Below are 23657 nucleotides of genomic sequence, written 5' to 3' on the forward strand. Positions count from 1 at the left end.
CTGCTTCGCAGCGACCCTCGCCACAAGGGGGAGGGTAAAAAACCGGCGCCCTACCTCCCCCTTGTGGGGAGGTCGGACCGAAGGTCCGGGTGGGGGGCGCCACAGAATAAATCCCTTGCAGGTTTGCGTCTGCAATGACCTCAGCCACCGAAACAATTCTCGACATCGCCAATCTCTCCGTCTCCGTGCGTGGCGAGGACGGCGAGCGCGACGTCGTCTCCAACCTCTCTCTGACGCTTTCACGCGGCGACACGCTCTGCATCGCCGGCGAATCCGGCTCCGGCAAATCGATGACCGCGCTGGCGATCATGCAACTACTGCCGCAGCCCGCCGCGCGCATATCTTCGGGCACGATCCGCCTTCTTGGCGGGGATGCGGGCGACACCGATCTCACAGCGCTCGACGAGCGCCGGATGCGCCGCATCCGCGGCGACCGCGTCGCCATGATCTTTCAGGAGCCGATGACCTCGCTGAACCCGGTGCTCTCGATCGGCCGCCAGCTCACCGAATCCATCGAGGCGCACACCAGCCCCTCGCCCGCCGAGGCCCGAAGCCGCGCCATCGAGGCGTTGAAGGCAGTGCGCATTTCGGAAGCCGAAAGCCGGCTGAAACAGTTTCCGCATGAGCTGTCCGGCGGCATGCGCCAGCGGGTGATGATCGCCATGGCGCTGGCGCTCGAGCCGGACGTGCTGATCGCCGACGAGCCGACGACTGCGCTCGACGTCACCGTGCAGGGCGAGATTCTGGAACTGCTGCGCGACCTGCAGCGCCAGCACGGCACCAGCGTCATCCTCATCACTCACGACATGGGCGTGGTCGCCGAAATGGCCGACCGCGTCATCATCATGCGGCATGGCCGCATGGTCGAGGAAGGCAAGACATCGGACATTTTTGCTCGCCCGCGAGCCGACTACACGCGCGAGCTGCTCGCCGCCGTGCCGCGCATCGGCACTGGCGCCGGCCGCCAGAAATCGAAAGAGATTGCCGAGCCGGTTGCGCCGGCGAACGTCGCCGATGTCACCGATCTGCATGTCCGGTTCGACCTGCGTGGCGGCTTCTTCGGCCGGGTCAACCGGCGCGTCCATGCCGTCGAAGGCGTCAGCTTTTCGATCGCGCCCAACGAAACGCTGGCGCTGGTCGGCGAATCCGGCTGCGGCAAGTCGACCACCGCCAAGGCGCTGGCCGGACTGGTGCCTTATACCGGCGACATCGTCATCGGCGGACGCAACCTGTCGGGCCTCGGCCGCGACCAGCGCAAGGCGGTGCGCCGCGACGTGCAGATGATTTTTCAGGACCCCTACGCTTCGCTCGACCCGCGCATGCGCGTCGGCGATCTCGTTGCCGAGCCGCTGGTCATCCATGGCGTCGCCTCGAAGGAGGAGCGCAGGGACCGGGTGGCGGCTTTGTTCGAGCGGGTCGGCCTGTCGGCCGACCAGATGGAGCTCTATCCCCACGAATTCTCCGGCGGCCAGCGCCAGCGCGTCTGCATCGCCCGCGCCCTGGCGCTAAGGCCGAAGCTGATCATCGCCGACGAAAGCGTTTCGGCCCTCGACGTCTCCGTGCAGGCGCGCGTGCTCGACCTGTTGAAGGAATTGCAGCGCGAATTCGGCGTCGCCTACCTCTTCATCTCCCATGATATGGCCGTAGTCGAAAACATCTCCGACCGCGTCGCCGTCATGTATCTCGGCCAGATCGTCGAGATGGGCACGCGCGACCAGGTTTTCTCCAACCCGCGCCACCCTTACACCAGGCGGCTGATCGAAGCTGTGCCGGTGCCCGATCCGGCGAAGCGCAGGAGCCGGTTCGCAAGGCTGGACCAGGAGATTCCGAGTGCGACGCGGAGGCTGGGCGAGAGCCCGCAGAGGCTGGCGCTGAGCGATGTCGGAGGCGGTCACCTGGTGGCGGGGTGAGGGTATGCTGCTCATGTGGGGCGGCGCGGACGCTTGCTGCGGCAACTGCAGCCAAATCCGGGCCGCGACGGCTGTCCCGATCCCATCAATACCCAAGCGCCATTCCGTCCTTGCGTGGATCCGACGCCCCGGTCAGCGTTCCCTTTTCCCAGTCGATCAGCACCGCCTGGCCGCCGCCGAGCGGATGGTGCGGCTGGGTGATGGCATGGCCGCGCCGGCGCAGGCCTTCGATTGCCTCTGCAGGCACATTACGCTCGGCCTCCACCATGCCGTCATTGTAGAACACCCGCGGCGCATCGAGCGCCTGCTGCGGATCCATGCCGAAATCGAGCATGTTGGTCAAAAGATGGACATGGCCGAACGGCTGGTAGCCGCCGCCCATGACGCCGAACGGCATCACCACGCGGCCGTTCCGCGTCGCCATGCCGGGCATGATCGTGTGCATCGGCCGCTTGCCGGGCGCGATCGCGTTCGGATGCGCCGGGTCGAGGCGGAAGCTCGAGCCGCGGTTCTGCAGCACCACGCCGGTCTTCGGGCCGACGACGCCGCTGCCGAAGGAATAATAGGTCGAGTTGATGAAGGAGACCGCGTTGCGGTCGCGGTCGACGATGGAGATGTAGACCGTGTCGCTGCCGGGCAGCTGCACATCCGGCAGGTGCGTCATGGCACGCTGGCGGTCGATCTCGGCGCGCAGCCGCTCGGCATAGGCGGCGGAGAGAAGCTCTTTCACCGGCACGGGCACATGATCCTGATCGCCGAGGAAACGGTCGCGGTCGCGGTAAGCCAGCCGTCCGGCCTCGATCTCAAGATGCAGGCGTTCGGCGCCGTTGGGGTCGAGGCCGCCGAGCTTGAACCCCGACAGCACATTCAGCATCACGAGCGCCGTCAGCCCCTGGTTGTTCGGCGGCATCTGGTGGATCTCGTGGCCGCCATAAGAGACGCTGACCGGCGCTACATAATCGCCCTTGGTCGAAGCGAAATCCTCAAGCGAATGCAGTCCGCCCAACGCCTTGAGCCGGCTCACAATGTCGTCGGCCACGGCGCCTTCATAGAACCCGGCGCGGCCATGCCTGGCAATGATGCGTAAGGTGGCGGCAAGCTCCGGCTGCCGGTGCACGTCGCCGGCCCTGGGTGCCTCGCCGCCCGGCAGGAAAATGCGCGCGGCGTGCTCGTCGGCCGACAGGTCGGTCTCCGGTTCGGCCCAGTCGAAGGCGACGCGGTCATGCACGACATAGCCGTTCTCGGCATAGTGGATCGCCGGCGCCAACACCTCTGCAAGGTCCTTGCTGCCATGGTCTTCCAGCAGCCTGCACCAGGCGTCGATCGCGCCGGGCATGGTCACGGCATGCGGTCCCTGTTTGGGAAGTTCGCTGAAGCCTTTGTCGCGATACCAGTCCACGGTCGCCTTGGCGGGCGCCCGGCCGGAGCCATTGAAGGCCAGCACGTGTCCCTGCCCCGCGGGGCAATAGAGGACAAAGCAGTCGCCGCCTATGCCGGTCGATTGCGGCTCGACCACGCCCTGCACGGCGGCGGCGCAGACAGCGGCGTCCATGGCATTGCCGCCGGCGCGCAGCATGTCGATGGCTGCAAGCGTCGAAAGCGGATGCGAGGTCGCGGCGATCGCTTCGGTGGCACGGACCGGCGAGCGGCCGGGAAACTGGAAATCACGCATTCTGTCCGAATATCTCCTGGTCACTTGAAGCCAATTGGGCCGGTGAAATCAATGCCGCCTGCCGAAGATCTGCGCTACCGACAAGAGCACGACCGACAGCACGATCAGGCAGGTCGAGATGGCAGCGATCGACGGGTCGATCTGGTCGCGCAGGGCGTTGAACATGCGGCGCGTCAAGGTCGTCGTCTCGCCGCCCGAGATGAACAGCGAAACCACCACTTCGTCGAAGGAGGTGATGAAGGCAAACAGCGCGCCCGAGACGATCGAGAAGCGGATCTGCGGCACGGTAACTTGCCAGAAGGCGGCTACGCGTCCGGCGCCCAGGCTGCGCGCCACGCGCTCCTGGTTCATGTCGTAGGAGCGCAGGCCCGAAAGCACCGTCAGTACCACCAGCGGCAGCGCCTGCACCGTATGCGCGATGACCAGGCCGGTCAGCGTGTTGTTGAGCCCGATGCGCGCATAGAGGAAGAAAGTGCCTATGCCGATCAGGATCACCGGTACGATCAGCGATGCCGTCATCAGTGCGTTGATGCTGCCGTTGAAGCGCAGCGTGCCGCGATTGATGGCGTAGGCGGCGGCCATGCCGAGCGGCGTCGCCACCAGCGCTGTCATAACGGCCACCTTGACCGAGACGACCGTCGCGTCGCGCCACTCCGGCGACTGGAAGTAGGTCTGGTACCAACGCAGCGACCATTGCTGGGGCGGAAACTGCAGCAGCGTCGAATCCGAAAACGACATGATGACGATGATGACCGACGGCGCGATCAGGAACAGCAGCACGAGGCCGCCCAGCGCATAGAGCCACAGACGTTGCCGGTGCGAGATCGGCAGGCCGACATCTCCACTCATCGCGAACTCCACACACCTGTGGCGCGCGCGCCGAGCAGCCACTGGAACAGGCCGAGCAGCGCCAGCGTGACCGCGAGCAGCACGACGCCGAGCGCCGCGCCGGCGCCCCAGTTGGAATAGAGGCTGGTGGTCTGTTCCATGCGCATCGCCCACATGACGACCTTGCCGCCGCCCATCAGCGCCGGCGTAACGAAAAAGCCCAGGCACAGCACGAAGACGATGACCACGCCCGAGGCGAGGCCGGGCAGCGACAGCGGAAAGAAGATCTGCCGGAAGGTGGCGACGGGGCCGGCGCCCAGATTCATCCCGGCGCGCAGGCAGTCGGTGTCGATGGTCTTCATCGAGGCGTAGAGCGGCAGCACCAGGAACGGCAGCAATATATGCGTCATGCCGATGACGACGCCCGACAAATTGTTGGCGAGCGGCAGCGGCTGGCTGATGACTCCGAGGTCGATCAGCCAACTGTTGATCAGCCCCTTGCGCTGCAGGATCACCAGCCAGGCATAGGTGCGCACCAGCACCGATGTCCAGAACGGCAGGATGACGAAGATCAGGCAGATCGACGCCGCCCGGCGCGGCAGTTGCGACAGCATATAGGCCAAGGGATAGCCCAGCAGCACGCAGGCGGCGGTGACGATGAAGGCGACCTTGAAGGTGGTGAGGAAGGTCTTGATATAGGAGACCTGCTCGAAGAGGCGCGCATAGTTGGCGGCGCTCAAGATGCCGGCCTCGTCGAACAGCGACAGCCAGAACAGCCAGCCGATCGGCACGATGATGATGGCAAAGACGAGGAACAGGCTTGGCGCCAGCAGCGCCAGCAGCCGAAACTGCTCGCGCCGCGCATCGGCGCGCAACGCATGCGCGTTCAGGTCCTGGGTCATGGCGCCAATTGCCTCGTCCGTCGTGGCGGTTTGCACGCTCATCAGTCCGCCGCCACCAGGATCGTATCCTGCGCATCGAGGCCAAGCGCGATCGGCTGCCCGGCGGCCGGCAACCTGGCCAGCACGTCGCTGCGGCAATAGTCGCGCAATGTCAGCTGCCTGCCGTCGCGCAGCACGGCGTAGCAGACGAAGCTGTCGCCCTGATAGATCACGTCACTGAGCGTCGCGCTGAGCACGTTGACGCCCTTGGCCGGCTCTGCATTTGCCAGCAGCCGCAGCTTTTCCGGCCGCACCACCATCAGCTGCTGGCCCGATGCCGGCGCCGGCGCCGCGGTGTGGATTTGCCTGTCCTCGTACCAGACCGAACCGCTGCGGCATTCGACGGGAATGAAATTCGATTCCCCGATGAAGCCGGCGACGAACCGCGTGCGCGGCGCGGCGTAGAGAATTTCGGGCTTGTCGAGCTGCTCGATGCGCCCGGCATTCATGACGGCGATACGATCCGACATGGTGATCGCCTCGCGCTGGTCGTGCGTGACATAGACAGTCGTCATGCCAAGCCGCCGATGCAGGGCGCGCAGTTCGATCTGCATGTGCTCGCGCAGGCCCTTGTCCAACGCCGACAGCGGCTCGTCCATCAGCACGATGGGCGGCTCGAACACGAGGGCGCGCGCCAGCGCCACGCGCTGGCGCTGGCCGCCGGAGAGCTGGTCGACGCGCCGTTCGCCGAGGCCCTGCAACTTCACCAGCTCCAGCGCTTTCTCGACGCGTTCCACCGTCTCGGCGGCCGGAACGCGGCGCTGCTTCAGCGGAAAGGCGATGTTGTGGAAGACGTTCATATGCGGGAACAGGGCATAGTTCTGGAACACCATGCCGATATTGCGCCTGTGCGGCGGCGTGGTGATGATCTCCTCGTCGCCGACCTTGATTGAGCCGGCATTGGCCCTGACGAATCCCGCCAGGATCATCAGCAGCGTCGTCTTTCCGGAGCCGGAAGGGCCGAGCAACGTCAGGAATTCGCCGGCCGCGACGTCGAGATTGAGGTCGCGCAGCACCGATACGGAGCCAAAACGTTTCTCTATCGCGCGCATGCCGATCGGCAGCGCGGATGGCGCAATGGACAAGATTGTTTTCTCCTAGGCAGGACTCCAAGAAGCAGGGCCAGGCGGCCCCGCAATGTCAGGGTTTCCGGTCTATTGCTGGATCAGATTGTTGAACTTCTCCGTCGCCTCGACGAGGTTGTCGCGCCAGAACTCGGCGTCCTGCAGCACCTGCTTCTTGACGTTCTCAGGCGACGAGTTGATGTCCTTGATCCGCTCCGGCGGGATCTTCCCGGTCTCGAACGCCTTCTCGTTGACCGGTCCGTTGTCGACATAAAGCGGCAGATTGGCCTGCAATTGCGGACTGACGAACATCGCCAGCGCCTTCATCGCGACCTCCTTGTTCTTGGCGCCCTTGGGAATGACCATGCAGTCGGCGGTGAGTACGCCCTGGTCGAAGGAGAAGCTGACCGGCGCGCCTTCCTTCTTCAAGGTGCCGGCGCGGCCGTTCCAGATGCTTGCCATGTCGACCTCGCCGTCCTTCACCAGCTGCATGGCCTGCGCGCCGGAAGTCCACCAGGCATCGACATGGTCACGAATCTTGTCGACCGATTTCAGCGCGCCGTCGATGTCGACAGGATAGACCTTGTCGATCGGAATGCCTTCGGCGAGGGCTGCAACGCTAAGCGTCTCCGTCGCCTGGCTGCTGCTCAGTGCGCGCCGTCCGGGAAACTTCTCCACATTCCAGAAATCGGCCCAGGTCTTGGGGCCTTTGTCACCGAACACGTCGGTCCGGTAGACGAGTACCACGGAGGTGTAGGAGATGCCGACCCAGTCGTCATGCACGAGCTTGGGATCGATGCCGCTCTTGTCGATGAGGTTGTAGTCGAGCTTTTCGAAAAGCCCTTCCTTCGAGCCGCGCGCGCATTCGTCGGCGCCGAGCTCGGTGATATCCCACTTCACCGCGTTGCCTGTCACCTGCAGGCGCACGTCGTCGAGGCCGTTGGTGGTGTCTTCCTTGATGGTGATGCCGAGCGCATCGGCGGTCGGCTTGAAGAAGGCCTTGGCCTGCGCCTCCTGATAGGTGCCGCCCCATGAGGCGACGGTGATGGCGTCGCCTGCCACGGCGGGCGCCGTGACCGCTGCCATGAGGCCCGCTGTAGCTTGGGGATCAGCGAAGTCAACACCGCTCGGCGGGGCCTTGGGGCCACCGACCCGGGCCGGGGAATGGCAAAACGCGCCGATTTTGAATACAGCTACGCGCGAAAGACAGCGATTTCCGGCACGGACCGGAGACAGGATACGGAACTTGGCGAAGGAAACAAAAAACACGCTGCGCGACTCGGTCTATTCCGCGCTCAAGGCAATGATCGTGACCGGTCAGATCCCGCCGGGCGCGCGCGTCACCGAGAGCGACATTGCGGCAAAGCTGAATGTCAGCCGCACGCCCGTGCGCGAGGCCTTCAACCGCCTCGAGCGCGACGGGTTGGTCACCGGCCGGCCGCGGCAGGGCTACGCCGTCACCGAGTTCGACATAAACATGTTCCGCGAGGCCTTCGACATCCGCGAACTGCTCGACGGCCACGCCACCGAACTGGCGGCGGCTGCGGCCACCGAGAAAGACAAGGCGCGGCTGCGCGCCATGCTGGCCGAATGCGAGAGGCTGGCCGCCATTGCGGATCGAACCACAAGGGAAAAATTCCAGGAGCTTGAAGTCGGCATCGATCTGCACCGCGTCATCGCCGAAATCAGCGGCAATGCCATGCTGCACGGCATGCTGTGCGGCATCCTCGACAAGTGCCAGCACTATGTCTGGACGGAACTGCTGTGGCTCGACGAATGGAAGATCGCCCGCGACGAGCATGCCGAGATCGTCGAGGCGATCTGCGCCGGCGACGCCAAGCGCGCCGGCGCCCTGGCGCGCGCCCATGTGCGCGGCTCGCGCGAGAACGTGCTGCGCCTGCGTTGCAGGCCAAATCGGATTACCAGAGCTTTCTAGCCAAGGCGTCGTGAGCGGGGTTGGACTTGGCGCGAAGCAACGCGTTAGCGATCTCGACTGGGCAGCCATGGATATTGCGGGTGGCGATGCTACCATAGGCCGGACGAACCTCGACAAGGACACTCCAGGTGCTTCCCTCGACAGGCCTTGAGCGATTGAGCGCATTTTCGGATGGCGTGTTCGCCGTCCTTATCACCGTGCTCGTGCTTGACCTGCGTCCACCGGAGGTGCCGACCTTCACCGCGTTGCTGGCCTTGTGGCCGACATGGCTGAGCTACGGCGTGAGCTATCTCTTCATCGCCATCGTCTGGGCGAATCACCATCATCTCCTGCGCCACGCCACGGCGGCGACGACCAGCCTGATGTGGTACAATTTCGCGCACCTGTTTTCGGTGTCGCTGCTCCCGTTGGCAACCGCGTGGATGGCGGTCAGCGAGCTGGCCCCGCAGCCGGTGGCGTTCTACGCGGTCGTCTTCTTCCTGGTGAACCTGACCTACATTCTCCTGATCCGGGAACTCATCGACCCGATGCCGGCCGACACCGTTCCGCTCAAAGTGCGCAAGGTCATGCGCATCCGCTCGATCGTGACGCTGTGCCTTTTCGGCTTTGCGGCGGTCGTCGCCCTGAAATACCCGATCGCCGGACTGGCGATCTGTTGCTGCTGCCTGACGGTCTATCTCCGGCCGGGAGCGCCGGGATCGCGCGCCGGCTGAGCGCAATGTCAGGTCATGCCGCCCGCGTCGGCTTTCGGCCTCGATCCGCCAGACCGCCCTGAATTTGCGCTGGGCAGTTCTCCAGATGCTCGCCGCATCGCCACTTGGCCGCGTCAGGCCGCGCGGCTCGAACGGCAGGGTCGTTACGGTCGAAAACGGTCAGTCGGCGGAGCGCTTCTCGAATACGGAGCGTGCGACCGGGGCTGCCGAGAAAGCGTTTGGCCATCCCGCGTAATAGGCGAGATGACTGATCACCTCCGAGGCCTCGGCGCGCGTCAGTCCATTATCCATGGCCCTGTTGAGATGGTAGGGAATCTGCTCCACCTGACCGGCGGCGACCAGTGCGCTGACCGTCACCAGGCTGCGGTCGCGCGGCGCGAGGTCGGGACGCAGCCACAGGTCGCGAAACAGCACTTCCGTCGTGTCGCGCACCAGGCCCGGCGACGCCGGTCCCGTGCCTTGCTCGACCCGTGCGGCACGATCGGCCTCCGCCTTTTCGTCGAGCGGCAGCAAATCGACGACAGCCTTGGGGAGCTGGTCCGGCCCGATGCCGCGTGCCTCGAACACCGCTTTGGCGATGGCCGTGGCTGCCATCGCGTTGCCCCACCCGGCATAGAAGGCAAGATGCGTGATCATCTCCGAGATCTCGGCCGGCTTCACGCCACTGTCGAGGGCGAGGCTCAACTGCTCCGGCAGGAGTATGCCCTGGTTGCGGGTGACCACCGCCGCGATGGTGACGATGCTGCGATCGCGCCGCGACAGGCCGGGGCGCTTCCAAACGTCATTGGCAAGCTTGTCCGTCGCATAGCGCGCAAGGGCGGGCGAGACGGCCTGCAAATCCTCTGGAGGCAGGCTGCCGGTCTGCGACCCAGTCTGCGCCGCAGCGTCGGCAGCCCCCATCGACAAAGCGAGTGCGAGAATGGTTGAAGGTTTCATGATAATGCCTTTCGTTCCTGCGTACGGTCAGCGGTATTGCTCGTCGGAGACAGCCTCCAGCCAGTCGACATTCTTGCCGTCATGCATGTAGCTCAACGCGATATGGGCCATCGGGCTGGTGGCGGTTGCGCCATGCCAGTGCTTCACCCCGGCGGGAATCCAGACGACGTCGCCTGGATTGATGACGCGGGCCTCCTTGCCGTCTTCGCGAATCCAGCCTTGGCCTGATGTGACGATCAGCAACTGACCGGCAGGATGGGTGTGCCAGACGGTGCGCGCTCCGGGAGCAAAGTTCACCAGCCCTGTGCTTGCGCGCGTTATCTCGGTGGCGGGAAACAGCGCAGTGATGACCGCTTGCCCGGTAAAGTTTTCTGCCGCTCCGATCATCGCCGGCGTGCTGCCGTTTGTCCGGATTTCGATCCCCTGCGCTTGGACGGGCATGGTTCCCGCCACACTCGCGGCCGTTGCTATCAGGATTTTCTTCATTTTGGTCTCCTTAAGGTTTGCTCCCCTGCATTTGTGGGCTGAACCCAGTGCGGCGCTTACAGACGAAGCAGCGTCTTGATCGCCCGCCTCTCATCCATGGCGCGGTAGCCCTCGGCGACATCGGCCAGCGGCAGGGTCAGGTCGAAGACCTTGCCGGGATTGATCTTGCGCTCCAGCACCAGATCCATCAGATGCGGAAGAAAACGGCGCACGGGCGCGGGGCCGCCGAGCAGGCTCTTCTGGGCGAAGAAGAGGCCCTGGCCTTCGAGCTGGACGCCATGCGGCACGCCGACGAAGCCGATCGAGCCGCCGGGGCGGGCACAGTTGATCGCCTGCATCATGGATTCCTGCGTGCCGACGCATTCCAGCACGGATTCCGCGCCGACGCCGTGGGTCAGCTCCTTGATCCGCGCCACGCCGTCATCGCCGCGCTCCGAAATGATATCGGTGGCGCCGAATTCGAGCGCGAGATCCTGGCGCGTCTTGTGGCGGCTCATGGCGATGATGCGCTCAGCGCCCATCTGCTTGGCCGCAAGCACGCCCATCAGCCCGACCGCGCCGTCACCCACGACGACCGCGGTCGCGCCGGGCTCGACGTGCGCGGCGTCGGCGGCATACCAGCCGGTGCCAAGCACATCCGATGCCGCCAGCAGGCTCGGGATCAGATCGTCCTCGGGCATGCCGGGGGTGGCGACCAGCGTGCCGTCGGCAAGGGGCACGCGCAGCATCGGCACCTGCGCCCGGCTCATGAACTCGCGCTGCTCGCAGGACGAGGGGAAGCCGAAGCGGCAATGCGGGCAGGTGTTGTCGGAGGTGCAGAACGAGCCGACGACGAACTGGCCGGGCTTCACCGTTCTCACCGCGCTGCCCACTTCCACCACCACGCCGCAATATTCGTGGCCCATATGCATCGGTTCGTTCAGCGGCTGGAGCCCGCGATAGGGCCACAGGTCGGAGCCGCAGATGCAGGTGGCCGAGAGCTTGAGGATGGCGTCGGTGGGATGAAGGATTTCGGGCTCCGCCACTTCCTCGCAGCGGATGTCGCCGGCACCGTAAAGAACTGTTCCGAGCATGGTTTTCTCCTTGAGCCTATGTCAGGCGTTCTATGCGTATGTTGAAGCGTCCGCCGCGCAGCAGCGGCGCGATACCGCTGTCGACGCGGCCGAGCCGGATCAGGCCGCGCGAATACCGGTAGGGGCCATAAAAGAAGATGAGATTGCCCCAGGGCGCGTAGTAGGCGATGTCGCCGATGGCCTCGTTGTCGAACGGGCCGCTGCCCTCGATCCGCAATTTGCGCGGCAGGTAGCCGATCTTCTCGACGGATGCATAGTCTTCCAGTGTCAGGTCCAACGGCAGCATCGCGGCGAAATCCTGCGCGCTCGGATTGTCGAACAGGAAGGCCGTCAGGCGCATCGCGTCCACTTCAATAGCAATCCTCATCAACGATTTCTCCTGTCCGTCCGTTCCGCGGGCTTGGCCTGGCGCGGCGGAGGGCGCGAACGCGGCTGCCAGTGCGGCGGCAACCGCGGTGCGGCGCGTCATGTGGCTGCGTGTCATGGCGCGTCCTTGCCATGATCATGGGCGGCTGCCGCCGCGGCCAGCGCGGATCCCACAAGCAGCACCGCGCCGAGTGCGAAGGGGCTTCGCCAGCCGAGCGTGTCCAGCAGCAGGCCGCCGCCCGCCGCGCCGAGCGTGATGGCGAACTGGATGACGGCGACCTGCAAGCCGCCGCCGGCTTCGGCATCGTCGCGCAGCGCGCGGCTCAGCCAGGTGCCCCAGCCGACCGGCGCCGCGGTTCCGAAAAAGCCCCAGCCGACGAGCAACGCGGTGACGGCCACCGGCATCGATCCAAGCACGATCAATGCGACCGCCAACAGCGCCATGGCCAGCGGAATGATGATGACGATGCTGTAGAGCCGCGTCTTGAGCAGCCGGCCTATGGTCCAGGTGCCGGCGACGCCTGCTAGTCCCATCACGAGCAGGATCGCCGAGAGCGCCGAAACGCCGACACCGGTCACGGTTTCCAGGAAAGGCCTGAGATAGGTGAAGAGCGCGAACTGGCCCATGAAGAGCAACAGGATCGAGGTCATGCCGAGCGCGACCTGACGGCGCAGCAGCAACCGGAGGACATTGCCCGACGCCTTGCGGCCGCGTGGCGGCAGCGCAGGCAGGCTGAAGCTTTGCCAGACAAGGGCAAAGAGGGCCAGCGGCACCACGAGGAAGAACGCGCCGCGCCAGCCGACATAATCGCCGAGCAGGCTTCCGAGCGGCGCCGATATGGTTGCCGCGATGGCGTTGCCGGCGTTGATCATCGCCAAGCCCTCGGACACGGAGTCCTCCGGCACGAGGCGCATCACGATCGCGGTGGACATCAACCAGAAACCGCCGATGGCAATGCCGAGCAAGACGCGGCCGATCATCAGCACGGCATAGTTGGGCGCAAAGGTCACCACCAAGCCGGACACGGCGAGCAGCAGCGAGAACGACGTCAGCACCAGCTTGCGGTCGATATGCCGCGTCAGGCCGGCGATGAACAGGCTGGTGAGGACCGCGAAGATGCCGGAGACCGAGATCGCCTGTCCCGCCCGGCCTTCGGTGATGCCGAGCCCGTCGGCGATCGGCGTCAGCAAGCTGACCGGCATGAACTCGGAAGCGATGAGGACGGCGACGCAAAGCGTCATCGAGAACACCGCACCCCATGCTGCCCGAGGCTTCACCAGCCTGTCGTCGTAAGTCGTTTCCATCAGCCGTCACCACGCACAAAAAGCCGGCCGCCGGAAAACGCATCGGCGGCCTGTTCGCGACAGGAGATAGCGCCGGACTATTGGAATGACTAGCGGCTGAAAGTCGCTTGAACTTATCGATGCAGGCCATAAATAACGTCGGGCCGTATTCAGCGGGGCAGAAGGCCATGCGCGAAAACTTCAACGATCTTCTGTGGTTCCTGATGGTGGCCGAGGAGCGCAGTTTCACCAAGGCCGCCGCCAAGATCGGCATTACCCAATCGACCCTCAGCCACACCATCAAGCGGCTCGAAACGCGCCTGGGCCTGCGGCTGCTGGCGCGAACGACGCGCAGTGTCTCGACGACCGAGGCGGGGGAGCGGTTACGTCAATCCCTGGCGCCGCGCATCGTCGATATCGAAACCGACATCGCGGCGCTGACGGCCTATCGCGACAAACCCTCGGGGACCGTGCGCATCACCGTCTCCGATCATGCGCTCGAGCAGCTGGTCTGGCCGAAACTGCGGCCTGTCCTTGCCGACTATCCCGACATCAAGCTCGAATTCAGCCGGGACAACGGATTGCGCAACATTGTCGAGGATGGTTTCGATGCTGGCGTGCGGCTTGGCGAAAGCGTGGAGAAGGACATGATCGCCGTGCGCATCGGGCCGGACTGGCGACTTGTTGCCGTAGGCTCGCCGGCCTACATCGCCGGACGTGGCGTGCCGAAGGCGCCGCAGGACCTGATCGGCCACAATTGCATCAACCTGCGCATGACCAGCGCCGGTGGCCTCTATGCCTGGGAATTCCAGAAGGCCGGCCAGGCTCTGCGCGTCCGCGTCGATGGCCAGCTCGTGTTCAACTCGACCCTGCCGATGGTCGACGCCGCCATTGCCGGCTACGGGCTTGCCTATGTGCCCGAGGATCTGGTCACGGCGCATGTTGCCGCCGGCCGGCTGCAACTCGTGCTCGACGATTGGGCGCCGAAATTCGCCGGCTATTACCTATACTATCCAAGCAGTCGCCAGAACTCGCCGGCCTTCAAGGTCATTGTCGACGCGCTTCGAAAACACAGCCAATGATGGCCACCACACAGAAGCCGAGGAGGGGGCTGAGCACAACCGGGAATAGGAGCGGCGGACCTCAGATGATGCCGTGCTTCCTTAACAGCGCCTGCTCATCGCCCGCCACCCATCCGAATATCTTCGGCTCCCCGTCGAGTTTCCGGACAAGGTAGTGAACGTCGAAATCTATCCCGACGTCCGCTTGGCCCTCGCGGGCATAGGTCGCGGTCCACGCAACATGGGCAACGCAATGATGCTCGTCGATCGGCGAGATGCCGATGTCGCGTATCCGCATCTCTTTCGTTCCGATTGCCCGGTAGTGAGCATAGCCCTGAGCCATGACTTGCTTGAGTTGATCGTCGTTCTTTCCGGTCACGACGCCGGCAGGCGAGGCGGCTATGAACTCCGACGTGTAGAGCGACGCGGCCTCATCCATATCCATGCCGCCGCCAAGCGACTCCTTGAAAAACCGCTGATAGCGTTCAAAAAATCTCTTTACGCTCATCTCCATGATTTCCGCTCCGGTCGTGTCCTCGGATCAGCGCTGTTCCCGCACGCTCCGGAGGAAATGGATCATCGCGGCGTTGACCTCGTCCGGGCGTTCCTGCTGGGTCCAGTGCCCGCAGCCGGGCAGCATCAACTTGTCGCGGAGTTGCGGGACGAAATTTCCGAGATTGGCCAGCAACTGGTCCATTCCGGGGAAGGCGACCACCAGATCGCGGTCGCCCGCTATATAGAGCGCGGGAACCTTGATCCGCGCGCCCGCAAAGGGCGCCATCAGCTCCCAGTTCCGGTCGATGTTGCGGTACCAGTTGAGACCTCCGGCAAAACCGGTGCGCTGGAACTCGCCGGCGTAGAAATCGAGGTCGCCTTGGCTGAGCCAGGGCGGTAGGCCCGGCGGTGCCTCGACGGCTTGCAGGAAACCTCCATCATGTGGAACCATGCCGATTCCACCCGCGCTCGTGCCCGAGGAATCCCCCGATGCGGCGGAAAGCATGGCCCGCACCGTGGTCCGGGGGTCCCGCTCCAGCTCGGCTTCTGCAATGCCGGGTTGCTGGAAATAGAGCTGGTAGAATTGCGAGTCCGTCGTTCGCGGCATCACGCTGGTTGGGCGCACCTTGGCCCGCGGCCGGAACGGCACGCTGAGGCCGATGACGGCTTGGAATCGGTCCGGGCGCATCAGCGCCGCGTGCCAGGCGACGACGGCGCCCCAGTCATGGCCGGCGATGATGACGGTCGGCGCTTCGAGGGCGTCAAGAAGGCCCACCATGTCGCCGACCAGATGGAAGAGCGTATACTGTTCGACCGCCTCCGGCCGATCGCTCTTGCCATAGCCCCGCATGTCGGGGGCGACGGCGTGAAAGCCCGCCGCCGCGAGCGCACTCAATTGATGGCGCCAGGAATACCAGGATTCGGGAAAGCCGTGGCACAAGAGCACCAAAGGGCCATCGCCCTGCTCCGCGACGTTGAGGCAGATGCCGTTGGTCTCGACCATTCGCTGCGTCGGCTCGCTCACGGCTGCTTCTCACGCTCGTGTGTCAGTCTCTGTTTAACGGCTGGCGGCGGACGCCGCAACGAGAGGGTTGAGCGAACCGAATGCCTGTCCCGAAGGTCACGCATCTTTTGTCGCCGGTCTCAGGAGTGATCGCGGCAATGAATATCCGAGATTCGGTCGGCGCCCGCTTTGCGGTTCCCGAACTTCTGCCCCAGCTTCAAACGCGATGAGCGCGCTTGCCTATTGTCATCCGGCTGTCATATGTCGGCACTACGAAGCCTTAGTTCTGGATTTATGGATACGTAGATAAAAAATCAGCTCTCCTCGCTTTGGCGGCACTCGGCCAGGATACAAGGCTCGAGGTCTTTCGCCTGCTTGTCCAGGCGGGCGCCGGGGGGACCCCCGCCGGCGAGATCGCTTCCCGCCTCGACATCGTGCAGAACACGATGTCGGCGCACCTCAAGGTTCTTGACCATGCCGGCCTCGTCCGCGCCGAGCGCGATGGTCGCACAATCCGCTATGTTGCCGACATGACCGGATTCCGCGATCTGCTCGCCTATCTATGGAAGACTGCTGCAATGGCGCGCCGGAACTCTGTCGGCCCGTGATCCAGGCGGTCACCTGCAAGTGTTAGAAGGAGGCATCCGCCATGAGCGAGCCATACAACGTTCTTTTCCTCTGCACGGGCAATTCGGCAAGGTCGATCATCGCCGGGGCGATAATCAACCTTCCGAAAGCCGGCTGAGCAAGGAAAGTATCATGAACGATCACGCTTTGAGCGCGGGCGGCGGCATTGGTTTCGTCGAGAAATACCTGACCGTGTGGGTGGCGCTGTGCATCGTCGCCGGCATCGCGCTCGGCCATCTCATGCCAGGCGTCTTCCACGCCGTCGGCGAGGCCGAGATTGCCAAGGTCAACCTGCCGGTCGCGGCACTGATCTGGCTGATGATCGTGCCGATGCTGATCAAGATCGACTTCGCCGCGCTCGGCCATGTGAAGGAGCATTGGCGCGGAATCGGCGTGACACTGTTCGTCAATTGGGCGGTGAAGCCGTTCTCGATGGCGGCGCTCGGCTGGCTGTTCATAGGATATCTCTTCCGGCCTTATCTGCCGGTCGACCAGATCGACAGCTATATCGCCGGCCTTATCATCTTGGCGGGCGCGCCCTGCACGGCGATGGTCTTCGTGTGGTCGAACCTGACGAAAGGCGAACCGCATTTCACGCTGGGCCAGGTCGCGCTTAACGACACCATCATGATCTTCGCCTTCGCGCCGATCGTCGGCTTGCTGCTCGGCCTCTCGGCCATCACCGTACCCTGGAATACCCTCGTCCTCTCCGTCGCGCTCTACATCGTCGTGCCGGTCATCGGCGCCCAACTCCTGCGTCGGCGGCTGCTCGCCGCGGGCCGCGAAGCCGCCTTGAAGCGATTTCTCGAGCGGCTTCAGCCGCTCTCGCTCATAGCCCTGCTTGCCACGCTCGTGCTGCTGTTCGGATTTCAGGGCGTGCAGATCCTGGCGCAGCCGCTGATCATCGCGCTGCTGGCCGTGCCGATCCTGATCCAGGTCTATTTCAATTCAGGGCTCGCTTACCTACTCAACCGTGTCTCGGGCGAACAGCATTGCGTCGCCGGCCCCTCGGCCCTGATCGGCGCTTCGAATTTCTTCGAACTGGCGGTCGCCGCCGCCATCAGCCTGTTCGGCTTTCAGTCGGGGGCGGCGCTCGCCACCGTCGTCGGCGTGCTGATCGAAGTGCCGGTCATGCTCACCGTGGTCTGGATCGTGAACCGCTCCAAAGGCTGGTACGAGGGCGGCCGGGCAGTGTCCCGTGTTGCCGAAAACATTAATGCTCGACCCTGATCGAAAAATTGCGAAATAGCCGTTGATCCTCAGCCGGCCGGGTAGCCTGCTGGTTGACTGCTTTGCAGGAAAAGCTCGGGATAGCCGCGCGACGCACTCCCGTTAATTGCGCGGGGTATCCGTCCGCTTGACAGTCTGCCTACTAGAAGGTAGACAGATCGCATGAGCAACTTTTCAACGACATCTGACGAGATTTTGGCCTCCGCACAAAAGCTCATCATCGCCGGCGGCTATAATGGATTCAGCTACGCAGACATCGCGGCCCTGGTCGGCATACGCAAGGCCAGCATCCACCACCACTTCCCCAGCAAGGTCGATCTGGTGCGTACGCTTGTGTCGCGTTACCGCGAGAACGCCGAAGCCGGCATGGCCGATCTCGAGCGCAGCGTGCCTGAACCGCTCGAACTCGTTCAGGCCTACGCGGGTTATTGGGCCAGATGCATCGAGGATGCAAGCATCCCGTTCTGCGTATGTGCGCTGCTGGCAAGCGAACTTCCAGCGCTTCCGAACGAGGTCGTCTCGGAGGTACGGGCTTATTTTCAGTTTCTCTCGGCGTGGCTGACGTCGGTCATCGAACGCGGCGAACAGCAAGGCTCCCTGAAAATCTCTGGCCCGGCGCGGATAGAGGCAGAGGCGCTCATGGCCACTGTTCATGGCGCCATGCTATCGGCTCGGGCATACGGACAGCCTGGCGTCTTCGCTACAATTCTCGACCCGACCCTGCGGAGGCTGAAGCCCGAATGATATCAGTGCCCGGCGGCTAAGCGATGGGTCGCCCCGACCAGAGCATCGATAAATGCGCCGCAGTAAACTGCCAACTAGTAGGTAAAGGAATTCCCTATGTTTCACAAACTCCTCTCGGCTCTCTTGGTCGTCGGTATTCCGGCAAATTTAGCCCTCACGGCGCCCGTTCAGGCTCAAAGCCGGAAGGCCGAGCAGATCCACATCAGGGGCAGCGTGGCGACCTTCAACGCTTCGACGCTGAAGGTCAACACGCGGGAAGGCGAGACTGTTGACGTTGCGCTGGCTGATGGCTGGAAGATCTCCGGCGTCGCTGCTGCGAAGGTGGCCGATATCAAGCCAGGCGACTTCGTCGGAATTGCCTCGCTGCCGAAGGACAAGGGCGGTGACGGCGCTCTGGAAGTCCTGATCTTCCCGCCCGCGCTGAAAGGCGCAGGTGAGGGAAGCTACGGGTGGGATCTGAAGCCTGACAGCAGCATGACCAACGCAACAGTCGCCGATGCCGTCAAGGACGTCGACGGGCGCACCGTGACAGTGTCCTACCAAGGCAAGGAAAAGAAGATCGCGATCCCGGATGGTACCCCTGTCGTGACCCTCGCTCCGGCAACCCAGGATGAACTGGTCCCGGGTGCCGTCGTCTTCATAACAGGCGAGAAGGCCGCAAGCGAAACGATCGGTCATCAGGTCGTCGTTGGCAAAAATGGCGTGGTCCCGCCCATGTGAGCCAGGTCGCCGCTCGTTCGCAGGCTGACAAGCGCCTCGGCCACCTGTGGTCGCCGAGGTGCATCGGACAAACATTGAACCATACCCGAAGGATATCCAATGAGACGCGATCGCGTTGAGGTTGCTTCAAATGACCAGCACAAGTGGCTCAAGCTGTATTACCTCGCCCGTACGGCCTTTTCTGTGGTCTGGGTCGTGGTCGCTTTGACGGTCGGCCGGCAGTCGGCGTCCATCGCGGCTGTCTTGCTTGTTGCCTATCCTGCCTGGGATGCAGCCGCCAATTATGTCGATGCTTCCCGCAACGGCGGGCTTGCCGTCAATCCTACGCAAGCATTCAACGTTGCAGTCAGTTCGGTGGTCGCCCTTGCAGTCATCATGGCGCTGGCGATGAACATGAATTGGGTTCTCGGCGTTTTCGGCGCGTGGGCAATCTTCTCCGGCCTGCTGCAGCTCGGAACCGCAATCCGGCGCTGGAAAACCGCCGGAGGCCAATGGGCCATGATCTTGAGCGGAGGCCAATCGGCTGTCGCCGGCGCATTCTTCATCGCGCAAGCGCAGATGCCCGCACCGCCCTCGATCGCCAACATCGCAGGCTACGCTGGCTTCGGCGCCTTCTATTTCCTCGTCTCAGCCCTTTGGCTCACCGTCTCGCATTCGCGGCGCCGGAAAGTGGCATCCGTTCAAGTATGATCCACATTGTCGGTCTACTGCGTATCCCATCGTGGTCCGGCGATCGACATTCATGGCGGACCATTCGAGGTCGTCGCGCGCGACGGCGAGACCATTCCTCGCCGACACCATCAATGTCGGTCCGGGCCAGCGCTATGATGTCGTCTGGACGGCGCGGCGACCCGGCAAATGGCTCATCCACTGCCACATTCCGCACCACACGACGAACAACAATGTCGAGCAAAAGGGCGGCGGCGGGCTGATGGTCGTCATCGACGTCAGCTGACGCGGGCGCCGGAATTGGCGCTGTTGCGGCATCAGCGCCGCACTCGGCCCGGCGACGGCTGCCCAGAGGTTGGCCTCGACGCCGAGCGGCGCAGGCAGCCTCGGAACGCGTGCGGGCCCTGCACGTTGATCCCGAACCGCTCGTGGAGTGCTCCATGCCAGATTGGATCGGGACTTGGCGAAACCAATACGGCTCGACCGTCATCATCGAGGACGATGCGGAAGGCGTCATCCGCGGCACGTTCAGGACGGCGTTGGAAGACAGCAGTTTCTTTGGTCAGGAACTTCCGATCCATGGCGCTGCTTGCGGCGACGTAATCGGCTTCACGGCTGCGGGACAGGGCAAGGCCGGGCCTGCGGCCGTGAGCTACACCGGTATTCTGCGGGAAAGTAAGCTCGAGATGCTTTGGCATACCGTTGCAGGGCAGACCCTTACCGCATCGGCGGAAGGGGCGCCTGCCAGGATGGTCAGAGTTGGGGCATGGCGCGCCTTCGGGACCAGCCTGGATGTGTTCGAGCGCGTGGAATGACCCAGCCTCTCGGGCCGGCGTGGCTCCATGGGCGGCTACGGAAGGCCGCCAGGCCCGCATATGCGCGACTGAAGGCGGCTTGCCGATCCTGAGCGATTTCGGCGGCGCTGTGGTCGAGCCGACCGGAGGACGGATGGGATGGCGGAAGAAGACAACGACGCGCGGGTAGTCCTGCAATGCATGACAACCGAGCACTTTGTGCTGCAGACCGCTCGCGCGGCCACCATTCAGGAGGCAAATCAGCGCGCCAATCTGTTCCTCACGTCGGTCTCAAGCGCGGCGATCGCGCTGTCATTCGTGGCGCAAGTCACGAAAATGGGTACGCCGTTCGTGCTGTTCAGCCTGATCTTGCTGCCCTGCGTTTTCTTCATCGGCCTGGTCACCTTCGTCCGCGCCGTGCAGGTCGCCATCGAGGACATGGTGCACGCCCGTGGAATGGCGCGGATCCGGCACTACTACGTCGAAGTCGCGCCCGCCATGCAAAGCTACCTCGTTCATTCCACGCATGACGATCGCTCGGCGGTGCTCGTGGACAAGGGGCTCAGCCCATCGCCGTTGCAGTATTTCATGACCACGGCCGGAATGGTGAGCGTGATCAGCAGCGCCATCGCAGGTGTCTTTACGGGCATAGCCGCCACAGCGGCAGCCGGCGCCGGAATGGCTCTCGGTGTGGCAGCCGGGATGCTCGCCTTCGCTGCAAGCGTGTTCGTGCTGCGCAGCTACCACCTGCGGGCTTGGGCGGCGGCCGAGCAAAGACTGACGGTTCTTTTCCCAGGCACGCGCGGGGAATGAAGCTCTGCGGAGCCAGGGATCGCTTGGCCGAGGTCCCATATGCCATGCATGCCTTGTGACATCTTCTATTGCTGCGGCCCAAAGCCTCTATATGGCCGTAGCGGAACAATGGAGGCCGTTTCCTGCATGCCGCTTTTGAACAGCGCAAGGGCATTGAGCACCGAGCGAACCTCTTCCTCCGTTTCGGCCTCCATGAGAAGACAAGCGCCGCCCATGTCGCCGCGGTTCCAGATTTGTCGCACGGTGCTCGCCATGAAAAGTCGGCGAACGCCTTCGGCTTCGGCTTCCAGTCTCTCGGGCGTGTAGTCCGCGTCGTTGAAGCTTTCCGTCCGCCGACGTGTCAAGACCATGAACTGCATGTTCTTTCTCCTGTTGATGAAGGTAAGGCTTTCCGGTTTGTCCCGGTGGGTGCTTGATGCCTGTCATGGTTATTTAGCGACCATCGGCTGGAACAGGGCGGAAAGGATCGGTTTTCCAGTCTCGGCCGGCAACGTCGGCGCGAGAAAGACCGATGTCTTGCAATTGCGAGTCCGTGAGTTCCATCAGCATGCGGCGGCTCCGGCGCCTTTCCATACCGGCTTCGACCCAGACCAAGATCGCCGCGACGCGCGCCATCAGAATCTGTAGAGCCTCGACTCCACGCCGCTGCGGTGCACTCCTTGTTTCGGCCCGCTCCAAGGCGGCGCCGTTGACGACTGCGTCCATCGCATTTCTCCTTTTTTTCGCGACCGGTCGAACCCCGAGGCGAAGGCGGCGAATGAGCCCGCTGCTTTGGGGGTTCGGCGGCCGGAGCCGGTGTCTAACGGTTGCCGAAAAGGTCCCGGCGACGCTCGACCGCCTGATCCTGCGCGATGGCCGCATTGGAGCCCGCATTGAGCAGTTCGTAGGCTGCACTATGCGCGATCGAGGACGTGTGGGTGTTGTCGAGCTGTTCCCGGGCAATCGCATTGATGTCGGAACCGCCGACATTCGGGTTCTCGGCGAGTGCGGCGCCAGTGATGGCCAGGAACGCGGCGGTGGCAAGAGCGATCTTTTTCATGGAAATCTCCTAAGGTTGAGTTCTGGACTTGGGTTCAAGAACAGGTCCTTGCCTGTTCGCCAAGACGATGCATCTTGGGCCCACTCATGATAATCATCGAAGATTGGGAAGGATCATCCGCCAAGAGCGGATAATAGGATCATGAGCGGGCGCGCTGCCTCAGCGCTGACCCCTCCCCGGATCGAGGATTTTGCCATGTCGGTGCTGGCAATCGCTCCGGCCCTTGCCCGCATGTGGCCGGCCAGAAGATCAGAAGAGACATCAGCCCGCCGACTTTCCGGCGCGGACGGTGGACTGCTGTTCAGTACTTCAATTCCATCCATCTGCGGTGTTCGGCAAAGCGCTCGGCCAACAGATCGATGAAAGTCCTGACCTTGGCCGAGACATGGTGACGATGCGGATAGAACGCGTTGATCGCGAACTCGACTCCTGAATATTCCTCCAGCACCCGGACAAGGCGCCCGGCGCTCAGGTCGTCGGCCACGAGGAAGGGCGGCGGTATGAACAGACCGCGGCCGTCGAGAGCAAGGCGTCTGAGCGTCTCCTGGCTGTTGGTCAATAAGTTGCCATCGACGCGGACGGAAACGGGCTCGCCGTCGGGGTCCTCGAAACGCCACTCGTTACCGAAAGGATATGACGCATGGCGCATGCAATTGTGGCGTGCGAGGTCATCGGGCCGACGCGGTGTTCCATGGCGTTCGAAATAGCCGGGCGAACCGCAGACGATGTTGCGCCATGAGGTCAGCCGCCGGACGATCAGGCTTGAATCGGGAAGCGGCAGCGAACGCACGTCAAGGTCGAAGCCCTCCTCCACCATGTCGACCATTCTTTCGCCGACGGTGAGATCGACCGAAACAGCCGGATAAAGGTTGACGAATTCGGAAACGATCGGCGCCAGAAAACGGATGACGCTCATGCTGGAATGAAGGCGAAGCGTGCCTTGCGGCGTCGCCTGAAGTGCTCCCGCGACGCGGTCCGCCTCCTCCAGATCGGCGAGGATCTGCGAGGAACGCTGATAGTAAGCCTGGCCGATCTCGGTCAGGCTCACCTTGCGGGTGGTGCGATTGAGAAGCCGAACGCCGAGCCTTTCCTCCAGCGCCTGGACGTGGTTGCTGACCATCGTCGTCGACATGTTGAGGCGTCGGGCCGCCGCGGAAAAGCCTCCGCATTCCACAACGCGGCCAAACACCGTCAAGCTCGTGAGCCTGTCCATTTCGATTATCCGCTCTTAATGGATGATCCTTCCGTTCTTT

General features: G+C 63.6%; 27 protein-coding genes and 2 pseudogenes. 13 read left to right on the forward strand and 16 right to left on the reverse strand.

The features are described from left to right. Positions 1-134: 134 nt before the first annotated feature. Positions 135-1910: an ABC transporter ATP-binding protein gene (locus tag ACIU1A_RS28750; RefSeq protein WP_404925859.1), complete on the forward strand. Its 1776-nt coding sequence runs from the start codon at positions 135-137 to the stop codon at positions 1908-1910. Positions 1911-1995: 85 nt separating this feature from the next. Here ACIU1A_RS28750 and ggt read toward each other — a convergent pair whose 3' ends face one another. The 5 genes from ggt to ACIU1A_RS28775 form a co-directional block, all read right to left on the reverse strand. Next, positions 1996-3582: a gamma-glutamyltransferase gene (gene ggt, locus ACIU1A_RS28755; RefSeq protein ID WP_404925860.1), complete on the reverse strand. Its 1587-nt coding sequence runs from the start codon at positions 3580-3582 to the stop codon at positions 1996-1998. Between the two features lie 48 nt (positions 3583-3630). Further along, complete coding sequence (locus tag ACIU1A_RS28760; RefSeq protein ID WP_404925861.1) at positions 3631-4431, reverse strand: ABC transporter permease; 801 nt, start codon at positions 4429-4431, stop codon at positions 3631-3633. Beyond that, complete coding sequence (locus ACIU1A_RS28765) at positions 4428-5354, reverse strand: ABC transporter permease (RefSeq protein WP_404925862.1); 927 nt, start codon at positions 5352-5354, stop codon at positions 4428-4430. The genes ACIU1A_RS28760 and ACIU1A_RS28765 overlap by 4 nt, the downstream gene beginning before the upstream one ends. After that, positions 5354-6436 (reverse strand): ABC transporter ATP-binding protein, encoded by a 1083-nt coding sequence (locus ACIU1A_RS28770; RefSeq protein ID WP_404925863.1) that lies wholly within the window; start codon positions 6434-6436, stop codon positions 5354-5356. The genes ACIU1A_RS28765 and ACIU1A_RS28770 overlap by 1 nt, the downstream gene beginning before the upstream one ends. Positions 6437-6505: 69 nt before the next feature. Then, positions 6506-7501: an ABC transporter substrate-binding protein gene (locus ACIU1A_RS28775; RefSeq protein WP_404925864.1), complete on the reverse strand. Its 996-nt coding sequence runs from the start codon at positions 7499-7501 to the stop codon at positions 6506-6508. 160 nt (positions 7502-7661) lie between these two features. Here ACIU1A_RS28775 and ACIU1A_RS28780 point away from each other — a divergent pair, with 160 nt between their 5' ends. Beyond that, positions 7662-8351, forward strand: a complete 690-nt coding sequence (locus ACIU1A_RS28780) for a GntR family transcriptional regulator (RefSeq protein ID WP_404925865.1) — start codon at positions 7662-7664, stop codon at positions 8349-8351. 155 nt (positions 8352-8506) lie between these two features. Next, a complete protein-coding gene (locus tag ACIU1A_RS28785) occupies positions 8507-9064 on the forward strand; it encodes a TMEM175 family protein (protein WP_404925866.1) in 558 nt (185 codons plus the stop codon). Positions 9065-9223: 159 nt separating this feature from the next. Here ACIU1A_RS28785 and ACIU1A_RS28790 read toward each other — a convergent pair whose 3' ends face one another. From ACIU1A_RS28790 to ACIU1A_RS28810, 5 genes are all read right to left on the reverse strand, one after another. Next, positions 9224-10000 carry a carboxymuconolactone decarboxylase family protein gene (locus tag ACIU1A_RS28790; RefSeq protein ID WP_140649611.1) on the reverse strand — a complete coding sequence of 259 codons (777 nt, stop codon included), beginning with the start codon at positions 9998-10000 and terminating at the stop codon, positions 9224-9226. A 27-nt stretch (positions 10001-10027) separates the two neighbouring features. Beyond that, complete coding sequence (locus ACIU1A_RS28795; RefSeq protein ID WP_404925867.1) at positions 10028-10486, reverse strand: cupin domain-containing protein; 459 nt, start codon at positions 10484-10486, stop codon at positions 10028-10030. A 56-nt stretch (positions 10487-10542) separates the two neighbouring features. Then, positions 10543-11559 carry a zinc-dependent alcohol dehydrogenase family protein gene (locus ACIU1A_RS28800; RefSeq protein WP_404925868.1) on the reverse strand — a complete coding sequence of 339 codons (1017 nt, stop codon included), beginning with the start codon at positions 11557-11559 and terminating at the stop codon, positions 10543-10545. Positions 11560-11575: 16 nt separating this feature from the next. Beyond that, a complete protein-coding gene (locus ACIU1A_RS28805) occupies positions 11576-11926 on the reverse strand; it encodes a cyclophilin-like fold protein (RefSeq protein WP_404925869.1) in 351 nt (116 codons plus the stop codon). 113 nt (positions 11927-12039) lie between these two features. Next, complete coding sequence (locus tag ACIU1A_RS28810) at positions 12040-13230, reverse strand: MFS transporter (protein ID WP_404925870.1); 1191 nt, start codon at positions 13228-13230, stop codon at positions 12040-12042. 167 nt (positions 13231-13397) lie between these two features. Here ACIU1A_RS28810 and ACIU1A_RS28815 point away from each other — a divergent pair, with 167 nt between their 5' ends. Further along, on the forward strand, positions 13398-14291 hold the full coding sequence (locus ACIU1A_RS28815) for a LysR family transcriptional regulator (RefSeq protein WP_140514273.1): 894 nt from the start codon (positions 13398-13400) through the stop codon (positions 14289-14291). A gap of 61 nt (positions 14292-14352) precedes the next feature. Here ACIU1A_RS28815 and ACIU1A_RS28820 read toward each other — a convergent pair whose 3' ends face one another. Together ACIU1A_RS28820 and ACIU1A_RS28825 are read right to left on the reverse strand one after the other, a co-directional pair. Beyond that, positions 14353-14784, reverse strand: coding sequence for a nuclear transport factor 2 family protein (locus ACIU1A_RS28820; protein WP_140514275.1), 432 nt, complete (start codon positions 14782-14784; stop codon positions 14353-14355). 27 nt (positions 14785-14811) lie between these two features. Further along, a complete protein-coding gene (locus ACIU1A_RS28825) occupies positions 14812-15789 on the reverse strand; it encodes an alpha/beta fold hydrolase (RefSeq protein ID WP_404925871.1) in 978 nt (325 codons plus the stop codon). 269 nt (positions 15790-16058) lie between these two features. Between ACIU1A_RS28825 and ACIU1A_RS28830 the strand changes: the two are divergent. The 9 genes and pseudogenes from ACIU1A_RS28830 to ACIU1A_RS28870 all read left to right on the forward strand — a co-directional run bounded on the left by ACIU1A_RS28830 (position 16059) and on the right by ACIU1A_RS28870 (position 21365). Then, positions 16059-16402, forward strand: a pseudogene (locus ACIU1A_RS28830) (ArsR/SmtB family transcription factor). Between the two features lie 15 nt (positions 16403-16417). Continuing rightward, a pseudogene (locus tag ACIU1A_RS28835) lies at positions 16418-16510 on the forward strand (arsenate reductase ArsC); the annotation flags it as partial. 17 nt (positions 16511-16527) lie between these two features. After that, positions 16528-17625: an ACR3 family arsenite efflux transporter gene (gene arsB, locus ACIU1A_RS28840; protein ID WP_404925872.1), complete on the forward strand. Its 1098-nt coding sequence runs from the start codon at positions 16528-16530 to the stop codon at positions 17623-17625. Between the two features lie 162 nt (positions 17626-17787). Beyond that, on the forward strand, positions 17788-18369 hold the full coding sequence (locus ACIU1A_RS28845; RefSeq protein WP_404925873.1) for a TetR/AcrR family transcriptional regulator: 582 nt from the start codon (positions 17788-17790) through the stop codon (positions 18367-18369). Positions 18370-18465: 96 nt separating this feature from the next. Then, a complete protein-coding gene (locus ACIU1A_RS28850; protein WP_404925874.1) occupies positions 18466-19089 on the forward strand; it encodes a hypothetical protein in 624 nt (207 codons plus the stop codon). A gap of 99 nt (positions 19090-19188) precedes the next feature. After that, positions 19189-19779 (forward strand): DUF308 domain-containing protein, encoded by a 591-nt coding sequence (locus ACIU1A_RS28855; RefSeq protein ID WP_404925875.1) that lies wholly within the window; start codon positions 19189-19191, stop codon positions 19777-19779. Between the two features lie 52 nt (positions 19780-19831). Further along, complete coding sequence (locus ACIU1A_RS28860; RefSeq protein ID WP_404925876.1) at positions 19832-20044, forward strand: multicopper oxidase domain-containing protein; 213 nt, start codon at positions 19832-19834, stop codon at positions 20042-20044. 154 nt (positions 20045-20198) lie between these two features. After that, positions 20199-20573, forward strand: coding sequence for an avidin/streptavidin family protein (locus tag ACIU1A_RS28865; protein ID WP_140514279.1), 375 nt, complete (start codon positions 20199-20201; stop codon positions 20571-20573). Between the two features lie 138 nt (positions 20574-20711). After that, the gene (locus ACIU1A_RS28870) at positions 20712-21365 is read left to right on the forward strand and encodes a hypothetical protein (RefSeq protein WP_404925877.1); all 654 of its coding nucleotides are present in this window, start codon (positions 20712-20714) and stop codon (positions 21363-21365) included. A gap of 65 nt (positions 21366-21430) precedes the next feature. Here ACIU1A_RS28870 and ACIU1A_RS28875 read toward each other — a convergent pair whose 3' ends face one another. The 4 genes from ACIU1A_RS28875 to ACIU1A_RS28890 form a co-directional block, all read right to left on the reverse strand. Next, a complete protein-coding gene (locus ACIU1A_RS28875) occupies positions 21431-21724 on the reverse strand; it encodes a hypothetical protein (protein WP_404925878.1) in 294 nt (97 codons plus the stop codon). A gap of 73 nt (positions 21725-21797) precedes the next feature. Beyond that, entirely contained in the window at positions 21798-22070 is a 273-nt protein-coding gene (locus tag ACIU1A_RS28880; protein ID WP_226880488.1) for a DUF1127 domain-containing protein, read from the reverse strand. Between the two features lie 94 nt (positions 22071-22164). Next, positions 22165-22404: a DUF680 domain-containing protein gene (locus ACIU1A_RS28885; protein WP_140554644.1), complete on the reverse strand. Its 240-nt coding sequence runs from the start codon at positions 22402-22404 to the stop codon at positions 22165-22167. A gap of 301 nt (positions 22405-22705) precedes the next feature. Then, positions 22706-23617: a LysR family transcriptional regulator gene (locus ACIU1A_RS28890; RefSeq protein WP_140524242.1), complete on the reverse strand. Its 912-nt coding sequence runs from the start codon at positions 23615-23617 to the stop codon at positions 22706-22708. Between the last annotated feature and the right edge of the window lie 40 nt (positions 23618-23657).

Origin of the sequence: Mesorhizobium maamorense, assembly GCF_044998965.1 — a bacterium.
Taxonomy (GTDB): domain Bacteria; phylum Pseudomonadota; class Alphaproteobacteria; order Rhizobiales; family Rhizobiaceae; genus Mesorhizobium.

Excerpts from the sequence above, each read along its gene's own strand:
- ACIU1A_RS28790 (WP_140649611.1), bottom strand. The coding sequence starts at position 10,000 with ATGAAACCTTCAACCATTCTCGCACTCGCTTTGTCGATGGGGGCTGCC.
- ACIU1A_RS28795 (WP_404925867.1), bottom strand. The coding sequence starts at position 10,486 with ATGAAGAAAATCCTGATAGCAACGGCCGCGAGTGTGGCGGGAACCATG.
- ACIU1A_RS28865 (WP_140514279.1), top strand. The coding sequence starts at position 20,199 with ATGCCAGATTGGATCGGGACTTGGCGAAACCAATACGGCTCGACCGTC.
- ACIU1A_RS28815 (WP_140514273.1), top strand. The coding sequence starts at position 13,398 with ATGCGCGAAAACTTCAACGATCTTCTGTGGTTCCTGATGGTGGCCGAG.
- ACIU1A_RS28885 (WP_140554644.1), bottom strand. The coding sequence starts at position 22,404 with ATGAAAAAGATCGCTCTTGCCACCGCCGCGTTCCTGGCCATCACTGGC.
- ACIU1A_RS28750 (WP_404925859.1), top strand. The coding sequence starts at position 135 with ATGACCTCAGCCACCGAAACAATTCTCGACATCGCCAATCTCTCCGTC.
- ACIU1A_RS28810 (WP_404925870.1), bottom strand. The coding sequence starts at position 13,230 with ATGGAAACGACTTACGACGACAGGCTGGTGAAGCCTCGGGCAGCATGG.
- ACIU1A_RS28875 (WP_404925878.1), bottom strand. The coding sequence starts at position 21,724 with ATGCAGTTCATGGTCTTGACACGTCGGCGGACGGAAAGCTTCAACGAC.
- ACIU1A_RS28855 (WP_404925875.1), top strand. The coding sequence starts at position 19,189 with ATGAGACGCGATCGCGTTGAGGTTGCTTCAAATGACCAGCACAAGTGG.
- ACIU1A_RS28760 (WP_404925861.1), bottom strand. The coding sequence starts at position 4,431 with ATGAGTGGAGATGTCGGCCTGCCGATCTCGCACCGGCAACGTCTGTGG.
- ACIU1A_RS28890 (WP_140524242.1), bottom strand. The coding sequence starts at position 23,617 with ATGGACAGGCTCACGAGCTTGACGGTGTTTGGCCGCGTTGTGGAATGC.
- ggt (WP_404925860.1), bottom strand. The coding sequence starts at position 3,582 with ATGCGTGATTTCCAGTTTCCCGGCCGCTCGCCGGTCCGTGCCACCGAA.
- ACIU1A_RS28845 (WP_404925873.1), top strand. The coding sequence starts at position 17,788 with ATGAGCAACTTTTCAACGACATCTGACGAGATTTTGGCCTCCGCACAA.
- ACIU1A_RS28860 (WP_404925876.1), top strand. The coding sequence starts at position 19,832 with ATGGCGGACCATTCGAGGTCGTCGCGCGCGACGGCGAGACCATTCCTC.
- ACIU1A_RS28870 (WP_404925877.1), top strand. The coding sequence starts at position 20,712 with ATGGCGGAAGAAGACAACGACGCGCGGGTAGTCCTGCAATGCATGACA.
- ACIU1A_RS28820 (WP_140514275.1), bottom strand. The coding sequence starts at position 14,784 with ATGGAGATGAGCGTAAAGAGATTTTTTGAACGCTATCAGCGGTTTTTC.
- ACIU1A_RS28800 (WP_404925868.1), bottom strand. The coding sequence starts at position 11,559 with ATGCTCGGAACAGTTCTTTACGGTGCCGGCGACATCCGCTGCGAGGAA.
- ACIU1A_RS28765 (WP_404925862.1), bottom strand. The coding sequence starts at position 5,354 with ATGAGCGTGCAAACCGCCACGACGGACGAGGCAATTGGCGCCATGACC.
- ACIU1A_RS28775 (WP_404925864.1), bottom strand. The coding sequence starts at position 7,501 with ATGGCAGCGGTCACGGCGCCCGCCGTGGCAGGCGACGCCATCACCGTC.
- ACIU1A_RS28805 (WP_404925869.1), bottom strand. The coding sequence starts at position 11,926 with ATGAGGATTGCTATTGAAGTGGACGCGATGCGCCTGACGGCCTTCCTG.
- ACIU1A_RS28880 (WP_226880488.1), bottom strand. The coding sequence starts at position 22,070 with ATGGACGCAGTCGTCAACGGCGCCGCCTTGGAGCGGGCCGAAACAAGG.
- ACIU1A_RS28850 (WP_404925874.1), top strand. The coding sequence starts at position 18,466 with ATGTTTCACAAACTCCTCTCGGCTCTCTTGGTCGTCGGTATTCCGGCA.
- arsB (WP_404925872.1), top strand. The coding sequence starts at position 16,528 with ATGAACGATCACGCTTTGAGCGCGGGCGGCGGCATTGGTTTCGTCGAG.